The organism is Pseudomonas sp. Pse79, from assembly GCF_024519615.1.
Classification (GTDB): Bacteria; Pseudomonadota; Gammaproteobacteria; order Pseudomonadales; family Pseudomonadaceae; genus Aquipseudomonas; species Aquipseudomonas veronii.
This window is the reverse complement of the sequence record NZ_JALJRR010000012.1, coordinates 1-25,097: the sequence shown is the minus strand read 5'-3', so window position 1 is coordinate 25,097 and position 25,097 is coordinate 1. Positions and strand designations below refer to the sequence as shown.

Sequence of the window (25,097 nt, the reverse complement as noted above, 5' to 3'; positions counted from 1 at the left end):
CCTAAGCAAAATCAGCGACCCCGTCCACGATGTTTGTCCGTACAGGTAAACAAATGGAGCAGGTTCTCAGGCCCGGACTAGACGCTTCTCGACCATCGCCAGGGTTCGGCCGAAACAGACATATGAACGGTTCAGACACCCCGCTTCTGTTTACACGCGGCCCATCGACTTATGCAGCGACGTGCCTTTGCAACGCATGCGCGAGATCGATGTGCCCGGCACCCGCAAGGATCATCAGCGGCGGTCATGCCTCGACTCCGACTTGGGCTATATGAATTATCGAATGTTGCAGATCATCTAAAACCTTCGATCTAAATCATTCTCAACAATAACAAACAATAAGTTAGCCAACTAAGCATTTAAAACAACTGTGCGAAAAGACATTCACCTGACTTCATATCGTTTTAACGACAAACCCTAGCATTCTTTTATTTTCACATATATTTTACATCCCCCTACATATGCTAATGTCATTACGACATCAGCGCTGTTCAACCAGGTTTAAGGAGTGTGTATGACCGGTGTACTGGCCTCCGTTAACAGCCGCACACAACTGGTCGGGCAGAACAGGCTTGAACTGTTGCTGTTCCGTTTCAACAACCACCAACTGTACGGGATCAACGTATTCAAAGTTCGTGAAGTTATCCGCTGCCCGAAGTTATCTTCGATACCAAAGTCGAATAGCAACATTTGTGGCGTGGCCAATATCCGAGGTGTCTGCATCCCTATTCTTGACCTGGCCATGGCAACGGGACTGCCCGGAGTCGAGGATCAGGAAAGCGCTTTTATAATACTTACGGAGTACAACAATCGCGTTCAGGGTTTCCTCGTCTACGCGGTCGAACACATCGTCAATCTGAACTGGGAAGACATCCATCCGCCGCCCAAGGGCAGTGGTGAGAACAATTACCTGACGGCCGTCACCCGCACGGACGACCGCCTGGTCGAGATCATCGATGTTGAAAAGGTGCTGACAGAAATATCGCCATCGTCCGAGGAAATATCCAGCGGCGTAATCGATCACGAAGTCACCCAGCAGGCGCGACACCTGCGGGTGTTGACCGTGGACGACTCGATGGTCGCGCGCAAACAGGTGACCCGCTGCCTGGAAACCGTGGGCGTCGAGGTAGTGGCCTTGAACGATGGCCGACAAGCGCTGGACTACTTGCGCGCCATGCTCGACGAAGGGCGCAAGCCGGATGAGGAGTTTCTGATGATGATCTCCGACATCGAGATGCCGGAGATGGACGGCTACACCTTGACCGCCGAGATCCGCAACGACCCGCGCATGGCCAACCTGCACATTGTGCTGCACACCTCGCTCTCGGGGGGCTTCAACCAGGCCATGGTCAAGAAAGTCGGGGCCGACGACTTCCTGGCCAAGTTCCGCCCCGATGACCTGGCCGGCCGCGTCGTCTCACGTATCAAAGCCGTCAACACGAACTGACGCTCCACGACAACAACACTCAAGCCAAGGAGGCTGCAAGGAAACGAATAAGAACAAAATCAACAGAGGGCAAATCATGTTGAAATGTAATGAGCTCTATCATCTGGCGCCAGACAGCGGCGAGGCCAGGCCCTTCTGGCAAGGCCGCGCACGCGACGCGCAGGCGGATATCCAATGCGCCATGGGCTGCGGCGCGCAGCTACCCGAGACACCCCAGTCAGCAGAGCCGCCCCCTGCGCCCGCAGCGGCGACGATCACTCCCACCTGCATGAGCGACGAGCTCGTTGCCGCCCAGGAAATCTGTGCCCGCGCCAAGACCGCCGTGGTCGAGATGTTCAGCCATGTCCGCATGGGCCGCGCCCTGGAGTTGGAGAATATCAGCGTACTGGTCGACGACATTTCCGCTTCGATCGCCCGCCATCCCAACGCCTTTATCAGCCTGGCACGCCTGAAAAGCCTCGACGATTACACCTATATGCATTCGGTCGCCGTGTGTGCACTGATGATTGCCCTGGGCAACCAGTTGAACCTGCCCGCCGTGTTGATTCGCCGGGTCGGGATGGCCGGCCTGCTGCATGACATCGGCAAAATGGCCATACCGGGCGCGATCCTCAACAAGCCCGGGCGCTTGAGCGGTGACGAATTGCAACTGATACGCACCCACCCGCTGGAAGGTGAGAAAACCCTGTTGGCGACTTCGCAGATGTGCGACATGGTCGTGGATGTCTGCCTGCATCACCATGAGCGGGTGGACGGCAGCGGCTACCCCCATCAGTTGGTCGGCGACCAGATCAGTCTTTTTGCGCGAATGGCCGCCGTTTGCGATGTCTACGATGCAATCACCTCGGATCGTTCCTACAACCAAGGCTGGGACCCCGCGGTCGCCATCCAGCAAATGTCGACATGGGACGGGCATTTCGACGACGAGGTGTTCCGCGCGTTTTTGAAGTCCGTGGGTATTTATCCGGTGGGGTCTATCGTTCAGTTGAAAAGTGGCAGTATCGGCGTGGTGATCGAACAACACCCCGACTCTTTATTGACGCCAAAGATTAAGTTGTTCTTCGTGCCGGTGTTGAATATTTATATCACCCCAAAAATAATCGACCTGAGTGATCCCGAACAAACCGATCGCATCATTGCGCGCGTACCGTCACAGCGTTATGGCTTTAAAAACACCGAACGTCTCTGGCTCGACGATGAGGCGTCCGAGCAGAACTAAGCGACGCCCCAGCTGTACTGCATTTATATGCTCAAGCAGCCCATGATCAAGCAGTAAGCCTTGCGAACAAAAAAAACTGAAATGCCGCCATCCAATTATGTCGGCAACTACTAGCGTGGGCAGGAAATACCATGAAATTCAACTCATTACAGACTCGGATTTGCTTCACCGCCGGACTCTGCCTGTTAATCTCTTGCGCGAGCCTGGTGTTATATGGGTTGTACTCCTCAACCGCCAATCAAGCCTACGTGGGCACCGAAGTTTCAACATTGATCGAAAGCGGCACCATTCGCGAAGTACAAAACCTGGCGGAATCCCGTGCCAATGCGATCAGGGCGAAACTGCAAAATGCCTTGGACTCGGCACGCACGCTGGCCAATACGCTGGGCGCGAGTAAAAGTGCGCAAAGCCCGCTGGCACTGGGCCGCGATCAAATCAATACAATGTTGCTCAGCGTGCTCAAGGACAACCCCGACTTCAACGGCACGTATTCGTGCTGGGAGCCGGATGCGGTGGACGGCCAGGACCAAGCGTTTCGTAACAACGAAGGCGGCAACAACCCGTTGACCGGCCGCTTCACGCCCTATTGGACACGCGGCTCGGACGGCCATATCGCCGTGCAACCGCTGGTCGAATACGACTCCGATGCCCGCCACCCCAATGGCGTGCTCAAGGGCGGCTGGTACAGCGGCCCCCGGGACACCCTGAAAGAAAGCGTGCTCGACCCCCTTCCCTACGTGGTGCAAGGCAAAAATGTGTGGCTGACCACGCTCTCGGTGCCGATCACCGCCAATGGCAAGTTTTACGGCGTGGTCGGCGCAGACTTCGACATCTCGTTTATCCAGAAACTCAGCGAGCAAATGTCCGCCGACCTCTACGGCGGCAAAGGTTCGGTGTCGATCCTGAGCAACCAGGGCTTGGTGGTAGCCGACAGTAAACGGCCGGAACTGATCGGCCAGTCATTGAAGGCATTGCTACCCGACACCTGGGACAAGGTGCTGGCCAATGTGCAGAAAGGCCAGGGCGACAGTCGCCTCAACCAGGAGTCCCAGGAAATCGAAGTACAGATGCCGATCATCCTGGGCCGCACCGAAAAACCCTGGGCCATCTTGATCCACCTGCCCAAGGCGGTGGTCATGAGCCAGGCGATTGCCCTGGAGAAGGAACTGCAATCCCGTGGCGTCAGCAGCAGTATCTGGCAGGTCTCGGTCGGCCTGGGTATCTCGGTACTGGCATTGCTGGCGCTGTGGTTCGCCACCGCAAAAATCGTCGGGCCGATTCGTGAAGCCGCCGCCTTGGCTGCCAACATCAGCCTGGGGGATTTCTCGCGTCGCCTGGTGCAAAAATCCGACGATGAAGTCGGCCAGTTGTCCTTGGCCTTGAACGAGATGTCCGAAAGCCTGCAGCGTCAGGTCCGTGTGGCTGAACGTATCTCCGAAGGCGATCTGGACCTGGAAGTGCGTTTGTCCTCCCCCAACGACACGTTAGGCAAGTCCCTGGAAAAAATGGTCGGCAACTTGAACACCTTGATTTCCCAGGTGCAGGCCAGCGCCACGCAAATCACCGGCAGCTCCGCACAGGTCACCGAGTTGAGCCAGTCGTTGTCCGACGGGGCGTCCAACTCGGCGTCGTCCATCACTGAAATCAGTGCCGTCATGACGCAAATGGCCGCGCAGACCACCGACAACGCCGCCAACGCAAAAAAGGCCGACGAACAATCCCAGGCCTCACGCGCCGACGCCGGGGAAAGTGACAAGCTGATGAGCGAACTGATCGCCGCCATGACCGAAATCGACAACTCGGGCAAAGACATCACCGCGATCATCACCACCATCGACAACATCGCCGCCCAGACCAACCTGCTGGCCTTGAACGCGGCGATCGAGGCGGCACGTGCCGGCGAATTGGGCCGTGGCTTTGCCGTCGTCGCCGATGAAGTCAGGAGCCTCGCCGCCCGCAGTGCCGAAGCGGCCCAGCAAACCGCGGCGCTGATCGCCGACTCGTCGACCAAGACACAGCGCGGCATGGTCATCGCCGGTCGCACGGCCGACTCGTTGCGAAACATCGTCACCGGCACCAGCACCGTTTCCAGCCTGGTGTCGTTGATCTACCAAGCCTCGAGTGAACAGGCGTCCGGCTTGCAGCAAGCCAGTATCGGCCTGGAGCAGATCGACGAAGTCACCCAGCAGAATCAGGCCAACTCCCAACAATGCGCGGTGGCTGCCCGCGACCTGTCGGAACGGGCCAGCTCCATGCAACAAGGGTTGAGCCGGTTTAAAGTCAAAGCGACATAACCCCCATCCGCAGTGAAGCCGGGGCGGAAATAAACCACCGCCCCGGTCCCCCTGCACAAACCTCGTACCCATTCATGAAATATTAAGAATCGCCCCCCTATACTCACCGATTGCGAGCCGTTCCCTCGAACGGCCCCCTGCCCCGGTAACCAGCCCCCATGACGCGTCCCGTTCCTCTGCTGCTCCTGCTTGCTGGCCTGTTGTTCTTCTTCGCCCTTGGTAACCATGAACTGCAAGGCTCCACTGAAGCCCGCGTCGGCGGGATCGCCATGGCCATGCACCTGGACAACGACTGGGTGGTGCCACGGCTGTTCCGTGAGCCGTTCCTGGAAAAACCGCCCCTGAGCCTGTGGCTCGACGCCGGCGCGATCCGCCTGTTTGGCGGCACGCCCGGGGCCGTGCGCCTGGCCTCGGCGTTCGCCGGGTTGTTCAGCGTGATGCTGCTTTACGGGATGCTGCGCACGTTCGGGCGGCCAAAGACACTGGCGTTCTGCGCGGCGCTGATCCTGGCGACCATGGCCAGTTACTGGAGCAATGTGCGCGGCGTCGGTGAAGATGCATTGCTCAGCCTGGGTGTGACCACCGCGCTGCTGGCGTTCTACCAGGCCATGCGGCCGGCGGCCGAGCGCCAGGGCTCAACCGCCTGGGCGTGGGCCCTGTTCACGGCCGGGATGGTGATCGCCACCCTGAGCAAAGGCGTGCTGGGCCTGGCGATGCCGGGCATCGTGATCTTTGTGTACCTGGCCTGCACCAGTTGGATGGACAAATGCCTGCGCATCGGCGACTGGCTGCGGCCGGCACTGTTTACCCTGCTGGCCTTGGTGCCACTGCTGATCTGGCTGGGGTTTCTGTTCCAGCGCGGCGGGCTGCAGGCGGTGGGCGAAGTGCTGTGGACCAACAGCGTCGGGCGGTTCAGCGGCTCGTTTGTCGAAGCCGGGCACTACGAACCCTTCTACTACTACATCGCCAAACTGCCCGAAGCCTTTTTGCCGTGGAATATCCTGGTGTACCTGGGGTTGTGGCACTTCCGTAAAAGCCTGGTGCACAACCGCTACCGTCTGTTTTTCTGCGTCTGGCTGGTGGCGCAATTCACCCTGCTGACCCTGGCTTCCAGCAAGCGCACCGTATACCTGATGGCGCTGACGCCAGCCGCCGCCGTACTGGCTGCGGAATATGCGCAGGTGCTGCTGCACTGGCTGAAAGATCACAAACCGGCGCTGTATAAGCGGCATAAAATCGTGATTGGCGGCGTGTTCACCGTGCTCATCGCCTGCTACCTGAGCGCTGCTTTCTGGTTCGCGCCAAAAGCCGACAAAAAACAGTCCTTCGTGCCCGTGATGAGCCAGATCCAGGCGCTACAGGCCGAAGGCAAAAGGGTCGCGTTGTTCCGGCCCAACGAGCGCATCGACGGCGCCAGCGTGTTCTATCTGCAGGCCTACTTGCCGATTCTGCAAACCGAGCCCGAACTGCACAGTTACCTGGCCGCCGCCCCCGGCAACGTCGCGCTGCTGGATAACACGGAGCAACTGACCGGCAAGGTCACGGTGATCAAGGAGATGGCAATCAATCGCCAGCCTTACTACTTCATCGGGCAGTAAGGCCGGCGCGGGGGATCAGTGCTTGGTGAGCTTGTCCAGGTAACCCATGGCGAACGCCGAGACCACAAAGGTCATGTGGATGATCACGTACCACATCAAATGCTGCGGATCGACGTTCTTGGCATCCATGAAGATGCGCAGCAGGTGGATGGAGGAAATCGCCACGATGGAGGCGGCCACTTTCATCTTCAGCGAGGAAGAGTCCATGGTGCCCAGCCAGTTGAGCTTTTCCTTGTTTTCATCGATGTCCAGCTGCGAGACGAAGTTCTCGTAGCCGGAGATCATCACCATCACCAGCAGGCCGCCGACCAGTGCCATGTCGATCAACGACAACAGCAGCAGAATCACTTCCGATTCGAGCATGCTGAAGATATTGGGAACGACGTGAATGATTTCCTGGAAGAATTTCAATGCCAGGATCAACAAGCCCAGGGACAACCCCAGGTAGATCGGCGCCAGCAACCAGCGCGAGGCGTACATCGTATTTTCGATAAAGCGTTCCATTGAATCTCACACAGCGTGGTTAGAAATGACGGTGAGTATACCAGCCGCTACCCAACACCTGTGACCGCGAGAAAACTGACCTGAGTGGCATCTGTAAGAGCGTTTTTCTGCTAGTGTCGAGGCCATCAACTCGGCTCAAAGACGTCGGACAGGAAAACTCAAGATGATGGATGTGCGTTCCCCTTGGGCCAGCATCGGCCTGTGTGCGGCATTGCTGCTGGCCGGTGGCTGTTCTCCCAGCGACGAGCAAAAGCAGACCACCCTTGAAGAGAAAACCAAGCAGTTCGAACAGTCGCTCGACAGTATCCAGGACCCCAAACTGCGCGACGCCATCACCGACCTCGGCGGTTCGTTGTTGTTGCTGGAACGGGCGCGGGTCAAGCTCGCCAGCAAGCCCATCGAAGCCGAATACGGCGAAGACAGCCTGGCCCTGCTCAAGCACTACCCCACGCCCCAGGCCCTGGTCGACACCTACATCAACGGCCTGTTCGTGCTGCGCAAGACCTCCCACTCCGACTACCTGACCGATCTGCAGCCGGTGTTCCCGTTCAACTTCAACACCCCCGACCAGTTCCCGTTCCCCCACGGCCTGGAATGGCAGTCGGTGACCTTGAGCAACAGCAAAGTCATCCCCTTCCAGCCGGAATGGTCGGAAACCGATCCCGGCATCCAGTTGAGCCCCAGCAGTTCCAACCTGACCAACCCCGATGACCTGACGGTGACCTACCCGTTCATCGACGGCATCGAGACCGACAACAAGAGCCAGCCGCAGCCCGTCAGCCTCAAAGGTACGGTCGAAGTGGTCGCGCCGGGCAAGGTGCTGACGTTCGACCTGTCGAAAAAAGACCTCGGCCACCCGCGCACCGAGGGCAATATCACCCTCAACCTGCTGAGCCTGGAAAAAAACTACGCCGAGATCGAACTGACCAACCACGAACCGCTGGCGGCGGAGGTCGGCGACGAATCACCGGACCCGTTGCTGGTGCAGGCCCGCGACAGTACCGGGCAGTTCCTCACGCGCTCGGGCTCGATCAACGAAAATGCCGCGCAGGTGGCGTTCTACGAGAAACAACTGGCGCAGATGCAAAAGCAGAAAGCCTGGTCGGACGCGTTTGAGAAACAACTGACGGACGAGCAGAAAGCCTTCGAACACCAGCAAAGCAGCCATTACGCCAAGGTCTACTTCAATGGCCTGATCGACACGCTGCAGGTCGACGTGCTGGACTTTTCCAAGGCCACGCTGACCCGCAAGGACCTCGACCTGCCCGTATTGCGCTTCGACAAGAACAGCCTGCAGAAAACCGTGCAAGCCTTGCCGATGGCGGTAACGGTGTATGACGACAGCACCGCCAGTTGGCTGAAAACCGCGACGATGACCGAGGACCAACTGAAAAACAGCGTGACCATCAGCCAGTCCGTCGAAGATGCCAGCGCCGCGCATATCGTGTTTGACCACCCCTACACCTTCAACGACGAATTGGCGGGCACCGAACGCAACAGCGACGAAGCCCCGGTGACGTTTTTCACAGCCAATGAAAAAGGCGAGCGCGGCGAGCCCATCGAGTTGCCGAGCGAAGCCTTCGAGCTGAACCCTGCACGCGGCACGCTCACCTACGACCTCAACCTGTTCCCGGAGAACCCGGCGTTTGTGGTGGGCTCGATTCCGCTGTTCCTGGCCAGCATCGACCAAGCCACGATCGACGTGGCCAAGCTGCCCAAGGGCCTGTCGCTCAAGGACAACGCGCTGATCGTCGACCAGGCGCAGTTCCCGTCCGACAGCTGGCGCTTCTATGCCAAGGACGCCAGCGGCAACTACCTCAAGGAAATCCTCGGGGTCAGCCACCACGCCGAGGAATACGGCACGGCGTTGTTTGATGTGCACTACTTCTACGGCCAGCCGACCCAGCTGGAAAGCTACCAGCGTACCAACCTGAGCACCGTGCAATACGGCTTCGAGGTCAAGCTGGACAAGCCCGAAAGCAAATAACCGGGCCTACAGGGCCAGGCATTCCTGCCCGTTATTGAGCTGGCGCAGGTGGGCCTGCAGATGCAGGCACCAGATCTGCGGCTCCTGCGCCAGCTCGTAGCCTTGCTGGGTCAGGTTTTCGACGATCGATTGCAGGAAGGTTTCGGCCACGAACGGCCCGGGAAACGGTCCCTGGGATTTGATGGTCGAAGGCTGCTCACCGGTCATTCCAGCGGCAAACAACAACGTCCACATCCCGTTATCCCCCGCAAGAGGGCGAATGGAACATTCGATGCGAGTGCCCAGGCCCAGACACTGGCGGGTCAGGCAAAGGTTGCGCGGCATGGCGGCGACCCTCGGTAGATCGGCGTTCAGCCTCAAGCACGGCGAGACTGTTTCTATCCTGCGACTCCGGTGGATATCCCTAGTGCTCAGAATAGAAGAAAAACGCGATAAACCAAGGTTGTAGGGACCAACGGGCGTTGGTCCCCAACCTGGAGTCAATTTAGTGGCGGGCTAACCGATCAGCTCGGTTTGGCTTCCGCCTGCGCGTGCAGCGCCAGTTCCTTCTCAGCTTCCTTCAAGTCTTCCTCGCTGATCATCTCGGCAATCGCGCGCAAACGCTCGACCACACGCGCATTCACCGTGCCTTCGGGGAATTGCCCTTCTGCGTCCGGCTCACCGGCCGGCTCGCCGACCAGCAGGCTCAACGCCTCATCCGCCTGGCGCACCGCATAGATATGGAATTGCCCGGCGCGCACGGCCTGCAACACCTTCTCATCGAGCATCAGCGTGGCGACGTTGGCCTGCGGAATGATCGCGCCTTGTTCGCCGGTCAGCCCACGCGCTTCGCAGAGGCGGAAGAAACCTTCGATCTTCTCGTTGACCCCGCCCACCGCCTGCACTTCACCAAACTGGTTGATCGAACCGGTGATGGCAAAACACTGTTTGAGCGGGGTTTTCGACAAGGCCGAAATCAAGGTACAGGCCTCGCCCAGGGACGCGCTGTCGCCGTCCACATAACCGTAGGACTGTTCCAGCGCGATACTCGCCGAGATCGCCAGCGGGAATTCCTGGGCATAACGGCTGCCCAGGTAACCGGTGAGGATCATCACGCCCTTGGAGTGAATCGGCTGGCCGAGGTTGACCTCACGCTCGATGTCGACGATGCCGCTGCCGCCCGGGTACACCGTGGCGGAAATCCGCGCTGGCACGCCGAACGCCGAATCGCCGACTTCCAGCACCGTCAGCCCGTTGCACTTGCCGACCGCCGCGCCGGCGGTGTCGATCAGGATCACCCCGGCGAGCATGTCGTCGAGAATCCGCGCCGACACCCGCCCGGTGCGCGTGGCCTTGGCCTTCAGCGCACGTTCGATGTGGCCGGCGTCGGTCATTTCGTCGCCCGCCAGGTGGCGAATGAAATCCGCCTCGCTGACCAGTTGGAACAAGTCGCCAATGCGCGCCGACAACCGCCCCTGGTGTTCGGCCAGGCGTGCGCTATAAGTGGCCAAGCGCGCCACCGCGTCCGACGTCAGCGGCGCCATGCCCTCTTCCGAGGTGCGGGTTTTCAGCAACTGCGCGAACTGCTCGAGGCTTTCGTCGACCATCGGGATGTCTTCGTCGAAATCCACCAGCACGCGGAACATTTCCTGGAAGTCCGGATCGGCGTCCTGCAACGCGTAGTACAGCTGGCGGGAACCGATGATGATCACCTTGACCTGCAACGCAATCATCTGCGGGTTGAGCGTCACCGTGGCCAGGCGGCCCAGTTCGCCCAGCGGCGACTCCATCTTCAGCTTGCGCGACTGCAGGGAACGCTTGAGGGCGTCCCACACAAACGGCTCGCTGAGCATCTTCTCGGCTTCGAGGATCAGGAACCCGCCGTTGGCCCGGTGCAAGGCGCCCGGACGCAACTGACGATAGGTCGTGTAGAGCGCGCCCTGATCGGTGCTGTATTCGATCCGGCCGAACAGGTTGTCGTAGGTCGGGTGCGGTTCAAACACCACCGGGGCGCCGCCGTTGACCGGATGGCCGACCACCAGGCTCGGGCAGTACTGTTCTTCGAGCAGCTTGCGGGCCTGGGCGTCGGTCTTGGCGTCGTCCACCAATTGCTCGACCACGGTTTTCAGCAAGTACACCTGCATGGCTTGCAGGTAACCGCATACGGCAGCGTTTTCTGCGTACTTTTCCGACAACGGTGACAGCAATGGCTGTAGGGCCAGGGTGATGGTTTCTTCGTTGAACTGACGCAGTTGGTTGTTCGACTCACGCTTCCACTGCGGCAGGCTGGCCAGCTCTTCGTTGAGGCGTTCTTCCAGTTCGGAAATATCGGTGTGGAAGCGCTCGCGATCGACTTCCGGCAGCTGCGAGAACTCGGCCTCGTCCAGCGCCTTGCCGTCGAGCATCGGGGTGAACGCGATGTTGGAACTGTCGCGGTACAGCGCCACGTCCTTTTCCAGGGCCAGGCGTTCGATCACGTCCAATGCCTTGTCGTAACGCTGGTTGAACGCACGGTCGATAGCGCTTTTGCGTTGTTGATACGTCGGGTGTTCGAACACTGCCGGGAAGGTCGCCACCAGGTTGTCGATCAAGCCGTTGATGTCGCTGATGAACGCCGCGGCGCCGCCTGCCGGCAGTTCCAAGGCGCGGGGTTCGCGGGGCTCATCGAAATTATTCACATAGACCCAGTCCGACGGGGTCTGCAGGCGTTTGCCTTCAGCCTTCAGGTAGCGTTTGACGAACGAAAAGCGGCCGGTGCCCGGCTCGCCCATGACAAACACGTTGTAACCGGGGCGTGGCATGGCCACACCGAACTGCAAGGCTTCAACCGCACGTTCCTGGCCAAGCACACCGCGAAAGGGCTCCAAATCATTGGTGGTCGAGAAGCTGAACTGTTCAGCGGAGAAAGGGCGAGTCAGCGCTTCGGGCGCTAGACGCAAGCTGGCAGCAACAGGATCAGGCATCGGGCTTCCTTACATCAGGCGGGGCAGATGGCGGCATTCTGGCTCTCTGTTACGCGCTCTGGCAAGGCGCGCCTGAGGTAAAGCATAGACACGGGCTGCGTCCTACAAAAAAATCGAGATATCTCTGATTGTTTTATTAAAAATCACGGAACCCCTGGAACCTGCCTAAACTCCAAACTGCGCGGGCTGGACTAATAACCGGCCCCTAAGGCACGTTACTGCGCCTGAACCCTTGTCCATTGGTTTGCACACAAAGAGAACAAAGCTATGAAACGGATCCTTCTCGGTACTCTCTTCACCGTCGTTTCCCTCAACGCAATGGCTGAATCACCCGGTGGCCCGAACTGCGGTTGGGGCAACATGCTGTTCGAAGGCCAGCGCGGCACGCCGGCGCACTTCCTGGCGTCCACCACCAACGGCACCTCGGGCAACGCTACCTTCGGCATGACCTCGGGCACCAACGGTTGCAGCACCAACAGCGCCCTGACCTACGGCGGCAAATCGTGGATTGCCATGAATGGCATGATGAACGAGCTGTCCGAAGACATGGCCAAAGGCAATGGCGAAGCGCTGACCACCTACGCCGTGGTACTGGGCGTTGCACCAGAAGATCGCGAGCACTTTGCTGCCGTGACCCACGAGCACTTCCAGCAAATCTTCAGCAAGGCCGACGTGACCGCTGACGATGTCCACAACAACACCCTGGCTGTACTGAAAAGTGATGCCCGCCTGGCGAAATACGCAACCCAGGCTTAAGCTCGAGCCGCCCGCGCCCTCCAAGGCGCGGGTCTTATTTTTGGACCCGCCTCCCCGCTTGGGTCTCACTTTTTCCGACTTAAGTTGCCCCTATGCTCAAACGCCTTGCCTGGATGGCACTCTTCGCCTGCGCCCCGTTGTATGCGGCGCCGTATCTTGATGATCAACGTTTGCAGCAATTGGCCAACGATCCGTTCTGGTTGTCCTTGGGCCATTACGAAGCCGGCAAAGTCAGTGGCTGGCGCAGCTATGTCAGCGACAAAAAATTCTTCCTCGCCGCCGATGGCGCCCATCACCCGGATGCCGAACTCAAGGCCACCGTCGACGCGCTCTACGCGCCGGCCAGCCTGGGTGAAAAACACGCACAATGCGTTTACCCCGCACGTACCCGCTGGCTCAAGGACCGGTTGCAACTGACCGACCTGCCCGCCGTGGGCTGCAACGAATTCAAGCAATGGTTCAAGGACGTCGCGCCTCATAGCGCGGTGATGATCTTCCCGGCGGCCTACCTCAACAGCCCTTCATCGATGTTCGGCCACACCCTGCTGCGCATCGACCAGGCCGACGTGCAGAGCAACAACACCGCGCTGCTCAGCTATGCGATCAACTTCGGCGCGTACATCGAAGGCTCGGACAACAGCATCCTCTACGCCTGGAAAGGCCTGATGGGCGGCTACCCCGGCCTGTTCGCCCTGGTGCCCTACCAGGAAAAACTCTCCGAATACCGCAGCCTGGAGAACCGCGACCTGTGGGAATACCGCCTGAACCTGACCCAGGTCGAGACCGAGCGCATGGTCGAGCACGTGTGGGAACTCAAGCAGATCCAGTTCGACTACTTCTTCTTCGACGAAAACTGCTCCTACCGCCTGTTGGAGTTGCTGCAAGTGGCCCGCCCCGGCCTGCGCCTGACCGAGCAATTCCCGCTCACTGCGATCCCCACCGACACGGTCAAGGCCGTGAAAGACGCCGGCCTGGTCGAGAAGATCGACTATCGCCCGTCCCGTGAGCGCGAGTTGCTGGAACGCGCCAAACCGCTGGACAGCGACGAGCAGCAATGGGTGCTGAAAGTCAGCGACGACCAGAAACAACTGCAGGCGCCTGCGTTTAAAGCGTTGCCGCGCGAGCGCCAGGCGCTGATCATCGACGCCGCCTACCGCCTCGGCCGCTACCGCGCCAATGGCCTGGAGCGCGACACCAAACGCTCCCAACGCAGCTTCGAACTGCTGCGTGCGATCAACCAGAACCCCGCGCCCGACCTGAAGATCACGCCCCCAGGCCTGCCGGAAACCGGCCATGAATCACGCACCTGGCAAGCCGGCATCGGCACGCGTGGCGACAAAGCCTTCGGCGAATACGGCCTGCGCATGGCCTACCACGACCTCAACGACAACGCCGAAGGCTTCCCCCTCGGCGCGCAGATCGAGATCCTGCAAATGAAACTGCGCCAGTACGAAGGCAACCACTGGCAACTGCAGCAACTGGACCTGGCCACCATCCGCTCCCTGACTCCGCGCAACGCGTTGCTGCAACCCTGGTCATGGCAAGTCACCGGTGGCCTGGAACGCGTGCCGGGCAAACACGACGATGAAACCCTGGTCGCCCACGTCAACGGCGGCGCCGGCGGCACCTGGCAACTGCGCGACGACATGCTCGGCTTCGCCCTCGGCACCGTGCGCGTGGAACACAACAACGACTTCAGCGAAGCCATCTCCCCCGCCGCCGGTTTCAACACCGGCGTACTGTGGAAAAACCCGCTGGGCAACCTGAGCCTGGAAGCCAAGGGAGATTTCTTCACCAATGGCGAAGTACGGCGCAGCATCAGCCTGAACCAGCAGTGGGAATTGTCGCGCAACCTCGGCCTGCGCCTGAGCGCCCAACGCGAGTACAGCCACTTGTCGACGCCGGTGAATGAGGTAATGCTTGAGATGAAGTGGTATCACTACTGACCAACGCCCAACCAGAATCAGGAGTTCACTCAACATGGCCGTTACCTGCACCACCCTTGAAGAAGTCCGAAGCAACATCGACCGCCTCGACCAGCAAATTGTCAGCCTGTTGGCCGAACGCGGCCACTACGTTTCCCAGGCGGCACGCTTCAAAAAAGACACCGACGGCGTCAAGGCACCACAGCGCGTCGAACAGGTGATCAGCAAAGTGCGCGACCTATCCCACACGGTCGGCGCCAACCCAGACGTCACAGAACAGGTTTACCGCGCGATGATTGCGGCGTTTATCCAGCAAGAATTGGCTGAGCATGCTGCGCTGGCCAGCCATCAGACGACATAGCACCCAACACCTTTCTCACCCCCCTTTCACATCCCCCCGACGAATCCCCTTCTAAACTTCCCCTATCAGCCGTGAAACGGCCAGGGAGCAAGTAATGTGGCGGTATGCAGTAATGCTGTGTGCGGTGCTGGGGTTGTCGGGTTGCCAATCGACCCATCAGGAGTTGCTGGCCAAGGGCTATCCACCGGCGTTTGCCGACGGTTTCGATGACGGCTGCAGCAGTGGTCGCCAGGCCGCGGGGGTGATCACCGGGGAGTTTCGCAAGAATGTGCCGCGTTATCTGAAAGACCGCGTATACGCCGAAGGCTGGGAAGATGGCTTTCGCCAGTGCAAGGCCATGCGCGAAAACGAGGAGTTACGCGATTACAAAGACCATCACTGGGACGAGCGCGAGCGCGCCTGGCAGCAGGAGAAGGATCGCGACGCAGCCAAGGCTTATCGCTCGCAATAGGTCGCTTTCAGACATTCGTCGAAACTTAAGTGCGGCGAACATGGCCCAAACGCTTATAGAGGGAGCCTGTCATGAGCCGAGCTTTTGTGAATGAAGACAGCGCCGCCGCCCAGGCCGACCCACCGGTCGAGCGTCAGGTCAGCGAGCAACCCAATCGCCTCACCGCGCGCGGGTTGGCGCAGTTGCAGGCCAAGGTCGCGCAGTTGCAGCAGGAATACAGCGTCGAATCCGCCAAGGGCGAACAGGCCGACAAACAGCGCCAGGCCGACCTTGAGCGGGATTTGCGTTACTTCAACCAGCGGCTACAGAGTGCCCAGGTGGTGGCGCCGGCCGTGTCCACCGACAAGGTGCAGATCGGCAGTTGGGTGACCTTTGCCAATGAGCAGGACGAGCAACAGCGCATTCAGTTGGTCGGTGAAGACCAGGCCGATGCCGGTGCGGGCCTGATCAACTGGGGTTCGCCCCTGGGTCGGGCGCTGCTCGGGGCCCGGGTGGGCGACGAGGTGCTGTGGCAGCGCCCCGTCGGCGATCAGTTGATCGAAGTGCTGCGCATCGAGGCCGAGACCTAGACGATGCCTTGGGCCAGCATCGCGTCGGCGACTTTGACGAAGCCGGCGATATTCGCGCCTTTCACGTAGTTGATCCGGCCGTTTTCCTCACCGTAATGCACGCACGCGTGGTGGATCGACTGCATGATGTTGTGCAGTTTGCTGTCCACCTCACCGGCGGTCCACAGCAGGCGCATGGCGTTCTGCGACATTTCCAGGCCACTCACCGCCACGCCGCCAGCGTTGGACGCCTTGCCCGGGGCGAACAGAATGCCCGCGTCGATAAAGATATCCACAGCCTCCAGGGTGGTCGGCATGTTGGCGCCTTCGGCCACGCAGAGGCAGCCGTTGCGCAACAGGGCGCGGGCAGCGTCGGCGTTGAGTTCGTTCTGGGTGGCGCATGGCAGCGCGATGTCGCACGCCAGTTCCCACGGGGTTTTACCGACGCGGAACTCCAGGCCGTAACGGGCCGCCAGTTCGCTGATGCGACCGCGCTGGACGTTTTTCAGCTCCAGCAGCGCCGACCATTGCTCCTCCGTCAACCCGTTTTCGGCGTACAGGGTGCCTTCGGAGTCGGACAACGAAATCACCTTGCCGCCCAGGTCCATGACCTTGCGCGCCGCGTATTGCGCCACGTTGCCGGAGCCGGAGACCGCCACGCGCTTGCCCTCGACCCGCAGGCCATCGCGCTTGAGCATTTCTTCAGCGAAGTACACGCAACCGAAACCGGTGGCTTCGGGGCGGATCAAGCTGCCGCCGTAGGTCATGCCTTTGCCGGTCAGCACGGAGGTGAACTGGTTGCTCAGGCGCTTGTACTGGCCGAACAGGAAACCGATCTCGCGGGCACCCACGCCGATATCGCCGGCCGGGACGTCCACGTCCGCGCCGATATGGCGGTACAACTCGCTCATGAACGCCTGGCAGAAGCGCATCACTTCGGCGTCGCTCTTGCCCTTGGGGTCGAAGTCCGAGCCGCCTTTGCCGCCGCCCATGGGCAACGAGGTCAGGGAGTTTTTGAAGGTCTGTTCGAAGGCGAGGAATTTCAATACGCCCAGGTTGACCGACGGGTGAAAGCGCAGGCCGCCCTTGTACGGGCCGATGGCACTGTTCATCTGGATACGGAAACCGCGGTTGACCTGAACCTTGCCGTGATCATCGACCCACGACACCCGGAAAGTAATCGCACGTTCCGGCTCGCAGATGCGCTCCAGGATGCCCGAGGTCAGGTAGTGAGGATTGGCTTCAAGAAACGGCCACAGGCTGCGTAGGACTTCTTCTACGGCCTGGTGGAATTCCGGCTGGTCGGGGTCGCGTTTCTTCAGGCGGGCAAGGAAGGATTCAACGGATTCGATCATGAAAAGTCTCGGCAAATTTATTGTCGTTAAGGGCGATTGAGCCGGACTTTATCAATTCATGTCGCACCGCGACAGGGCAAAATGTCGCCTTTGTGAATTTAAATGGTGCATTGGATATAAATAAACCTGAAAAACAGGCATTTATCGCACCTAAAAGGGGATTTCAAAACGGCGCCATGCACCAACTGAAAAACCGCTATCGGAGGCAAGCCTCCTCCCACATTTGATCGATGTTCGTCAGGAAGTCATGGGCAAAAAAACGGAGCCCGAAGGCTCCGCTTTTCCAAACCGACCCGAATCAGGCCAGTTTCTTGTGCCGTACACGGTGCGGCTGGGCAGCGGCTTCGCCCAGGCGTTTCTTGCGATCCGCTTCGTACTCGGTGTAGTTACCTTCGAAGAACACCGCCTGCGAGTCATCTTCATACGCGAGGATGTGGGTCGCGACGCGGTCGAGGAACCACCGATCGTGAGAGATCACAATGGCGGCGCCCGGGAAGTCCAACAGGGCTTCTTCCAGGGAACGCAAGGTTTCAACGTCGAGGTCGTTGGACGGTTCGTCGAGCAGCAGGACGTTGCCGCCCTCTTTCAGGGTCAGGGCCAGGTGCAAGCGACCACGCTCACCACCGGACAGGTCCTTGACGAACTTCTGCTGGTCGCCGCCCTTGAAGTTGAAACGGCCGACGTAGGTGCGCGACGGGATTTCATAGTTGCCGATACGGATCTGGTCGGAACCGTCGGAAATCTGCTGAAACACAGTTTTGCTGCCGTCGAGGTCTTCGCGGCTTTGGTCCACGCAGGCCAGTTGCACGGTTTCACCGACTTCGATGGTGCCCGAGTCCGGGGTTTCCTTGCCCATCAGCATGCGGAACAGTGTGGATTTACCCGCACCGTTACCGCCGATAACGCCGACGATCGCGCCTTTTGGCATGGAGAACGACAGGTTGTCGATCAACACGCGGTCGCCATAGCCTTTGGACACGTTCTTGAATTCGATGACCTTGTCACCCAGGCGCGGGCCGGCCGGGATGTAGATCTCGTTGGTTTCGCTGCGCTTCTGGAATTCCTGCGACTGCATTTCTTCAAAGCGTTGCAGACGTGCCTTGGATTTGGATTGGCGGGCCTTGGCGCCTTTGCGCACCCACTCCAGTTCTTCCTTCATGGCTTTTTCGTGGGCCGATTGCTGCTTGGATTCGGCAGCCAGACGGTCGGACTTGGCTTCGAGCCAACCGGAGTAGTTGCCCTCGTAAGGGATGCCGGCGCCACGGTCGAGTTCGAGAATCCAGCCGGCGACGTTGTCCAGGAAGTACCGGTCGTGCGTGATCGCAACCACGGTGCCCGGGAAGTCGTGAAGGAAATGTTCCAGCCAGGCGACGGAATCAGCGTCCAAGTGGTTGGTCGGTTCGTCGAGCAGCAGCATGTCGGGCGCCGACAGCAGCAGGCGGCACAGGGCCACACGGCGCTTCTCACCACCGGACAGGTGTTCGACCTTGGCGTCCCACGCCGGCAGGCGCAGCGCATCGGCGGCGACTTCCAGCTGGCGATCGAGGTTGTGACCGTCGCCAGCCTGCAGGATGGCTTCGAGCTTGGCCTGTTCGGCGGCCAGCTTGTCGAAGTCAGCATCCGGTTCGGCGTAGGCGGCGTAGACTTCGTCCAGGCGGGCCTGGGCGTCCTTGATCACGCTGACGGCTTCTTCGACCACTTCGCGCACGGTCTTGGCCGGGTCCAGGATCGGTTCTTGCGGCAGGTAGCCGATGTTCAGATCGGGCATCGGGCGGGCTTCGCCTTCGAACTCGGTATCGACGCCGGCCATGATTTTCAACAGGGTGGATTTACCCGAACCGTTGAGGCCGAGCACGCCGATCTTGGCGCCGGGGAAAAAAGACAGCGAAATGTTTTTCAGGATTTCCCGCTTCGGCGGAACAACTTTGCCCAGCCGATGCATGGTGAAGACGTATTGAGCCATGGTGAACCTAGCGTCAGTGACTGATGAATTGAGCGGGCGAAGCCCGTGCCAGACCATGCGCCGCGCGGGCCGTTGACCTTGATCAATGCCTGCGAGCGGAAAAAGCCTGATTGTCTGGGGCTGGAACGCCCCCGCGTAACCGGCAAAGCTACCTGAATGCGCCAGGGCAGTCCAGCCAGGCAGGACTGGCACTTTGCCACAAGTCAAGGCATGCTAGCCGCCCTCCGGGCGTCCGGCTTATAGTGCATGTCGCGCGCCAGTCCAGCCAAACCGCAGGATCACAGTTTGTCCAACGTCACGCCGCCTACTCCCCTGCGCGCCGCTCACATAGCGCCGGGAGCGCCCCTGCACGGCACCCTCAAAGGCGCATTGGCGACGCTTGTCCTCATGTTGCTCGCGTTATTGTTCTGGCAACTGCTCGACCAACTGCAGCAGAACCAGAAAAACCAGCAGCAATACACCATCGACTACAGCGCCGACCTGGCGGAACAGATCAGCCTGAACATGGCCCTGAGCGCACAGATCGCGCTGAATCTGCTGCCGATGGTCGAGCCGCCGCGCAACGACGAACAGCAACAGGCGTTGATGCTCAGCTTGCAACGCTCTCTGCCGGAACTGCGCAGCTTCGCGCTGCTCGCCCCCAGCGGCGCGATAATCCGCGACACGGCCAAAGACAGCCAGGACAGCGACTTCCTCGAGGAACTGGTCAAGCGCAGCCATTCCCAGCCCTACTACCTGAGCAACGACAACAACGGCACCATCATTTATCTGCTGCTGCATCAGCCCAGTGGCGATTCGAAAATGTACTGGGCGCTGCGCCTGGCGCCGAACTACCTGGCCAACCTTACCCGCCAGGATGGCCAGGGCCAGCGGCCGATGTGGGCCGTCGAGAATCGCCTGAACCACCACGTGGTCAGCCGTGACAGCGGCATGCCGACACAATTGGCCGCCGCCCTGACCCCGGACGAGTTGAAAAAAAGCGTGCTGGTCACGCCACTGAGCAAAAGCGACTGGCAACTGCGCGGCCTCTTCGACCGTAACGCCGTGCTGGAACAATTGCTGCCGGCGTTTATCGGCAAGTGCCTGCTGGGCCTGGCCTTCTCGTTGGTGCCGGTGATCGTGCTGTTGAATATGCGCCGCCGCCAGCGCCAGGTGAACGAAGGTCGGCGGCGTTATCAGGATATTTTCGAAGGCACCGGCGTGGCCCTGTGCGTGCTTGACCTGTCGGGGCTCAACGCGTTCTTCGACAAGGCCAAGATCCGCACGCGCGAGCAATTGCACGGGTGGCTGCAGGGCAACCCCGAAGCGCGTCGCCAGTTGCTCAAGGAACTGCGCGTCACCGAGGTCAACCAGGTGGCGGTGCGCCTGTTGAACGTCAGCTCGTGCGAGCAAGCCTGGGAACGCCTGATCGATGACTGCCCACGCAACGCCACGGCCATCGGCTATCAGGTGCTCGAGGCGGTGCTGACCCAACAGAACCAGTTGGAACTGGAAATCCAGCTCAACGATGTGCTCGGCAACAACCAATACCTGTGGCTGGTGATGCGCCTGCCGGAACAGCGCGACGACTTCAAGGCGGTGATCCTCAGCATCAGCGACATCACCAGCCGCAAGCTGATCGAACTGTCGCTGGTGGAGCGCGAAAGTTTCTGGTCGGACGTGGTGCGAACCGTGCCCGATCACCTGTATGTGCAGGATGTGATCAGCCAGCGGATGATTTTCAGCAACCACCACCTGGGCCACACCCTCGGCTATAACAAGGCCGAATTGCAGCAAATGGGCGAGTACTTCTGGGAAATCCTGCTGCACCCCGAGGACGCCGAGCATTACCACGACTTGCGCCAGCAGCAGCGCCAGGCCGGTTATTCGAGCCAACTGCAATGCCAGTTGCGCTTTCGCCACCGCAACAATCAATGGCGCCGCTTCGATATCCGCGAGCAAGCCCTGGCCGGGGACAAGACCGCGCAGGTCACGCGCATCATCGGCGTGGCCAAGGACATTACCGATCAGATCGAGGCCAGCGAATCCCTGCGTGACAGCGAACAGCGCTACCGCATGCTGGCCGAAAGCATCAGCGACGTGATCTGCTCCACCGACAGCCGCCTCGCCCTCAACTACATCAGCCCCTCGGTCAACGCCGTGCTGGGCTATGACGTGGACTGGGTGTTCAAGAATGGCTGGCAGTCGATCATCGCCAACCCGCAGCAATTGGCCGGCATCTACAGCCTGGTCGAGCAAGTCAGCCGGGCCTTGGGCGACGCCGAGGCGCTGGCCAAGCTGCGCGATGACATCCACACCCAACTGTACCTGTTCGACTGCCTGCGCGCCGACGGACGTAAAGTTCCGATCGAGCTGCGCCTGGTGCTGGTGTGGGACGAGCACGGCGCCTTCGAGGGCATCCTCGGCGTCGGCCGCGATATCAGCCAGCAGCGCCGCGCCGAGAAAGACCTGCGCATGGCCGCCACGGTATTCGAGCACTCCACGTCGGCGATCCTGATCACCGACCCGGCCGGCTATATCGTGCAGGCCAACGAGGCGTTCAGCCGCGTCAGTGGCTACGCCGTGGCGGACGTGCTCGACCAGTTGCCGAACATGCTCACCGTCGACGAGCAGCAGGAAGCCCACCTGCGCTACGTGCTCAAGCAGTTGCACCAGCACAGCACCTGGGAAGGCGAAGTGTGGCTCAGGCGCCGCAACGGCGAGCATTACCCGGCCTGGGTCGGCATTACCGCCGTGTTCGACGATGAAGGCGACCTGGCCAGCTACGTCTGCTTCTTCAGCGATATCAGCGAGCGCAAGGCCAGCGAACAGCGCATCCACCGCCTGGCCTATTACGACGCCCTGACCCACCTGCCCAACCGCACGCTGTTCCAGGACCGCCTGCACACCGCGCTGCAGTCGGCCGAACGGCAGAAGTCGTGGGTGGTGCTGATGTTCCTCGACCTCGACCGCTTCAAACCGATCAACGACTCCCTGGGCCACGCCGCCGGCGACCGCATGCTCAAGGAGATGGCTACCCGCCTGCTCGGTTGCGTGGCCGAAGACGACACCGTGGCGCGCATGGGCGGTGACGAGTTCACCCTGCTCCTGCAGCCGCGGATCAGCCGCGAAATGGCGCTGAACCGCGCGATTCACGTGGCCGAGCAAATCCTCGCCAGCCTGGTCAGACCGTTCGTGCTGGAAGGCCGCGAGTTTTTCGTCACCGCAAGTATCGGCATCGCCCTCAGCCCGCAGGACGGCAACGAGCTGAGCCAGTTGATGAAAAACGCCGACACTGCGATGTATCACGCCAAGGAGCGTGGCAAGAACAACTTCCAGTTCTACCAGGCCGACATGAACGCCAGCGCCCTGGAGCGCCTGGAGTTGGAAAGCGACCTGCGCCACGCCCTCGACCAGAACGAATTCGTGCTCTATTACCAGCCGCAATTCAGCGGCGACGGCAAACGCCTGACCGGCGCCGAAGCCTTGCTGCGCTGGCGTCACCCGCGCCGTGGCCTGGTGCCGCCAGGGGACTTCATTCCAGTGCTGGAAGAGTTGGGCCTGGTGGTGGATGTGGGCGACTGGGTGATCAGCGAAGCCTGCCGCCAGCTCAAGAGCTGGCACCAGAACAAGGTGCGGGTGCCGAAAGTCTCGGTGAACATCTCGGCGCGGCAATTCTCCGATGGTCAGTTGGGTGAGCGTATCGCCAGCATCCTTGAGGACACCGGCCTGCCGCCGGCGTGCCTGGAGCTGGAGCTGACCGAAAGTATCCTGATGCGCGAAGTCAACGAAGCCATGCAGATCCTCGCCAGCCTGAAAAACCTCGGCCTGAGCATTGCGGTGGACGACTTCGGCACCGGCTATTCGTCGCTCAACTACCTCAAGCAATTCCCCATCGACGTGCTCAAGATCGACCGTACCTTCGTCGACGGCCTGCCGTCCGGCGAGCAGGATGCGCAAATCGCCCGCGCGATCATCGCCATGGCCCACAGCCTCAACCTGGCGGTGATCGCCGAGGGCGTGGAGACCCATGAGCAACTGGACTTCCTGCGCGAGCATGGCTGCGATGAGGTGCAAGGTTATCTGTTCGGGCGGCCGATGCCGCCGAATCGGTTCGCGGCGCAGTTCAGCAATGATGCGCTGTTCATGTTCGACTGAGAGTTTGTGGTGAAGCCGGCGGCCCCATCGGGAGCACGTCGAATCGTCGCACCGCCCCTCCCACACTTCGATTTGCGAATACATTCAAATGTGGGAGGGCGCTTGCTCCCGATAGCGGCGGTACAGTCACCCCCCGACGCCAGATGAACACCACTTGTCCGCGACATGACGTCCTTTCATATGCCATCTAAAACCCATTAGGTTAGAATGCCTTCCTTTTCTGCCCCCCGATCCTTGAGGACCGCCATGTTCAGCCGTGATTTGACCATTGCCAAGTACGACGCCGATCTCTTCGCCGCCATGGAGCAAGAAGCCGTGCGCCAGGAAGAGCACATTGAGCTGATCGCTTCGGAAAACTACACCAGCCCTGCGGTAATGGAGGCTCAAGGTTCGGTTCTGACCAACAAATACGCCGAAGGCTACCCAGGCAAGCGCTACTACGGCGGCTGCGAATACGTCGACGTGGTTGAGCAACTGGCCATCGACCGCGCCAAGCAACTGTTCGGCGCCGATTACGCCAACGTCCAGCCACACGCCGGCTCCCAAGCCAACAGCGCCGTGTACCTGGCCCTGCTGCAAGGCGGCGACACCATCCTGGGCATGAGCCTGGCCCACGGCGGTCACCTGACCCACGGCGCCAGCGTTTCGTCCTCCGGCAAGCTGTACAACGCCGTTCAATACGGTATCGATGCCAACGGCCTGATCGACTACGACGAAGTCGAGCGCCTGGCGGTCGAGCACAAGCCAAAAATGATCGTGGCCGGTTTCTCTGCCTACTCGCAGATCCTCGACTTCCCACGTTTCCGCGCCATCGCCGACAAAGTGGGCGCGTACCTGTTCGTCGACATGGCCCACGTGGCCGGTCTGGTCGCCGCTGGCGTCTACCCGAACCCGGTGCCGTTCGCTGACGTGGTCACCACCACCACCCACAAGACCCTGCGCGGTCCGCGTGGCGGCCTGATCCTGGCGCGCGCCAACGCCGAGATCGAGAAGAAGCTCAACTCTGCGGTATTCCCAGGCTCCCAAGGCGGCCCGCTGGAACACGTGATCGCCGCCAAAGCGGTCTGCTTCAAAGAAGCCCTGCAGCCTGAGTTCAAGACTTACCAGCAACAAGTGGTGAAAAACGCCAAGGCCATGGCCGAAGTGTTTATCGCACGCGGTTTTGACGTGGTGTCCGGCGGGACTGAAAACCACCTGTTCCTGCTGTCGCTGATCAAGCAGGACATCTCCGGTAAAGATGCTGACGCCGCCCTGGGCAAAGCCTTCATCACCGTGAACAAAAACTCCGTGCCGAACGACCCACGTTCGCCGTTCGTCACCTCGGGCCTGCGTTTCGGCACCCCGGCCGTGACCACTCGTGGCTTCAAGGAAGCAGAGTGCAAGGAACTGGCCGGCTGGATCTGCGACATCCTGGCTGACCTGAACAACGACGCCGTGATCGACGCGGTCCGTGAGAAGGTCAAGGCCATCTGCAAAAAGCTGCCGGTGTACGGCGCTTGATTGCAGTTGCTTGAATAAAAAGCCCGGCTCTTGAGCCGGGCTTTTTTATGCAGATTGTCCCGTCCTGAATAAGGTTTACGCCTTCTGACCTATCTTCAGGAGGACTCAAT

Annotated in this window: 17 protein-coding genes; 12 read left to right on the top strand and 5 right to left on the bottom strand. The window is 60.3% G+C overall.

The features are described 5' to 3' along the window. The first annotated feature begins 514 nt into the window (after positions 1-514). The 4 genes from NR164_RS16445 to NR164_RS16430 all read left to right on the top strand — a co-directional run bounded on the left by NR164_RS16445 (position 515) and on the right by NR164_RS16430 (position 6,558). Positions 515-1,447 (top strand): chemotaxis protein CheV, encoded by a 933-nt coding sequence (locus tag NR164_RS16445; protein ID WP_017847327.1) that lies wholly within the window; start codon positions 515-517, stop codon positions 1,445-1,447. A 76-nt stretch (positions 1,448-1,523) separates the two neighbouring features. Beyond that, the gene (locus NR164_RS16440) at positions 1,524-2,666 is read left to right on the top strand and encodes an HD-GYP domain-containing protein (protein ID WP_256822983.1); all 1,143 of its coding nucleotides are present in this window, start codon (positions 1,524-1,526) and stop codon (positions 2,664-2,666) included. A 131-nt stretch (positions 2,667-2,797) separates the two neighbouring features. Further along, the gene (locus tag NR164_RS16435) at positions 2,798-4,960 is read left to right on the top strand and encodes a methyl-accepting chemotaxis protein (protein ID WP_079444755.1); all 2,163 of its coding nucleotides are present in this window, start codon (positions 2,798-2,800) and stop codon (positions 4,958-4,960) included. Between the two features lie 158 nt (positions 4,961-5,118). Next, a complete protein-coding gene (locus NR164_RS16430) occupies positions 5,119-6,558 on the top strand; it encodes a glycosyltransferase family 39 protein (protein ID WP_256822982.1) in 1,440 nt (479 codons plus the stop codon). A 15-nt stretch (positions 6,559-6,573) separates the two neighbouring features. On the opposite strand, the gene NR164_RS16425 is transcribed toward NR164_RS16430, so the two are convergent. Continuing rightward, a complete protein-coding gene (locus NR164_RS16425) occupies positions 6,574-7,062 on the bottom strand; it encodes a TIGR00645 family protein (protein WP_017847323.1) in 489 nt (162 codons plus the stop codon). A gap of 163 nt (positions 7,063-7,225) precedes the next feature. Between NR164_RS16425 and NR164_RS16420 the strand changes: the two genes are divergently transcribed. Next, positions 7,226-9,049 carry a hypothetical protein gene (locus NR164_RS16420; protein ID WP_082118835.1) on the top strand — a complete coding sequence of 608 codons (1,824 nt, stop codon included), beginning with the start codon at positions 7,226-7,228 and terminating at the stop codon, positions 9,047-9,049. Between the two features lie 6 nt (positions 9,050-9,055). On the opposite strand, the gene NR164_RS16415 is transcribed toward NR164_RS16420, so the two are convergent. Together NR164_RS16415 and NR164_RS16410 are read right to left on the bottom strand one after the other, a co-directional pair. Continuing rightward, entirely contained in the window at positions 9,056-9,373 is a 318-nt protein-coding gene (locus NR164_RS16415; RefSeq protein ID WP_017847321.1) for a hypothetical protein, read from the bottom strand. 179 nt (positions 9,374-9,552) lie between these two features. Beyond that, positions 9,553-11,991 carry a Lon protease family protein gene (locus tag NR164_RS16410; RefSeq protein WP_017847320.1) on the bottom strand — a complete coding sequence of 813 codons (2,439 nt, stop codon included), beginning with the start codon at positions 11,989-11,991 and terminating at the stop codon, positions 9,553-9,555. 267 nt (positions 11,992-12,258) lie between these two features. On the opposite strand from NR164_RS16410, the gene NR164_RS16405 reads away from it, so the two are divergent. The 5 genes from NR164_RS16405 (at position 12,259) to NR164_RS16385 (ending at position 16,053) form a co-directional block, all read left to right on the top strand. Beyond that, positions 12,259-12,747, top strand: a complete 489-nt coding sequence (locus tag NR164_RS16405) for a DUF3015 domain-containing protein (RefSeq protein WP_046381990.1) — start codon at positions 12,259-12,261, stop codon at positions 12,745-12,747. 92 nt (positions 12,748-12,839) lie between these two features. Beyond that, positions 12,840-14,693 (top strand): DUF4105 domain-containing protein, encoded by a 1,854-nt coding sequence (locus NR164_RS16400; RefSeq protein WP_256822981.1) that lies wholly within the window; start codon positions 12,840-12,842, stop codon positions 14,691-14,693. Between the two features lie 34 nt (positions 14,694-14,727). Next, positions 14,728-15,033 (top strand): chorismate mutase, encoded by a 306-nt coding sequence (locus NR164_RS16395; protein ID WP_046487702.1) that lies wholly within the window; start codon positions 14,728-14,730, stop codon positions 15,031-15,033. 94 nt (positions 15,034-15,127) lie between these two features. Continuing rightward, on the top strand, positions 15,128-15,484 hold the full coding sequence (locus tag NR164_RS16390; RefSeq protein ID WP_046381987.1) for a hypothetical protein: 357 nt from the start codon (positions 15,128-15,130) through the stop codon (positions 15,482-15,484). Positions 15,485-15,555: 71 nt separating this feature from the next. Next, complete coding sequence (locus tag NR164_RS16385) at positions 15,556-16,053, top strand: GreA/GreB family elongation factor (protein ID WP_017848264.1); 498 nt, start codon at positions 15,556-15,558, stop codon at positions 16,051-16,053. Here the strand turns inward: NR164_RS16385 and gdhA are convergent. Beyond that, positions 16,050-17,387 (bottom strand): NADP-specific glutamate dehydrogenase, encoded by a 1,338-nt coding sequence (gene gdhA / locus NR164_RS16380; protein WP_046381986.1) that lies wholly within the window; start codon positions 17,385-17,387, stop codon positions 16,050-16,052. The two genes, NR164_RS16385 and gdhA, sit on opposite strands and share 4 nt — an antisense overlap. A 298-nt stretch (positions 17,388-17,685) precedes the next feature. Then, entirely contained in the window at positions 17,686-19,350 is a 1,665-nt protein-coding gene (gene ettA, locus NR164_RS16375; protein WP_017848266.1) for an energy-dependent translational throttle protein EttA, read from the bottom strand. Positions 19,351-19,635: 285 nt separating this feature from the next. Between ettA and NR164_RS16370 the strand changes: the two genes are divergently transcribed. Both NR164_RS16370 and glyA read left to right on the top strand, forming a co-directional pair. Beyond that, on the top strand, positions 19,636-23,487 hold the full coding sequence (locus NR164_RS16370; RefSeq protein WP_256823022.1) for a bifunctional diguanylate cyclase/phosphodiesterase: 3,852 nt from the start codon (positions 19,636-19,638) through the stop codon (positions 23,485-23,487). A gap of 246 nt (positions 23,488-23,733) precedes the next feature. After that, the gene (glyA, locus tag NR164_RS16365) at positions 23,734-24,987 is read left to right on the top strand and encodes a serine hydroxymethyltransferase (RefSeq protein WP_017848268.1); all 1,254 of its coding nucleotides are present in this window, start codon (positions 23,734-23,736) and stop codon (positions 24,985-24,987) included. Positions 24,988-25,097: the final 110 nt, after the last annotated feature.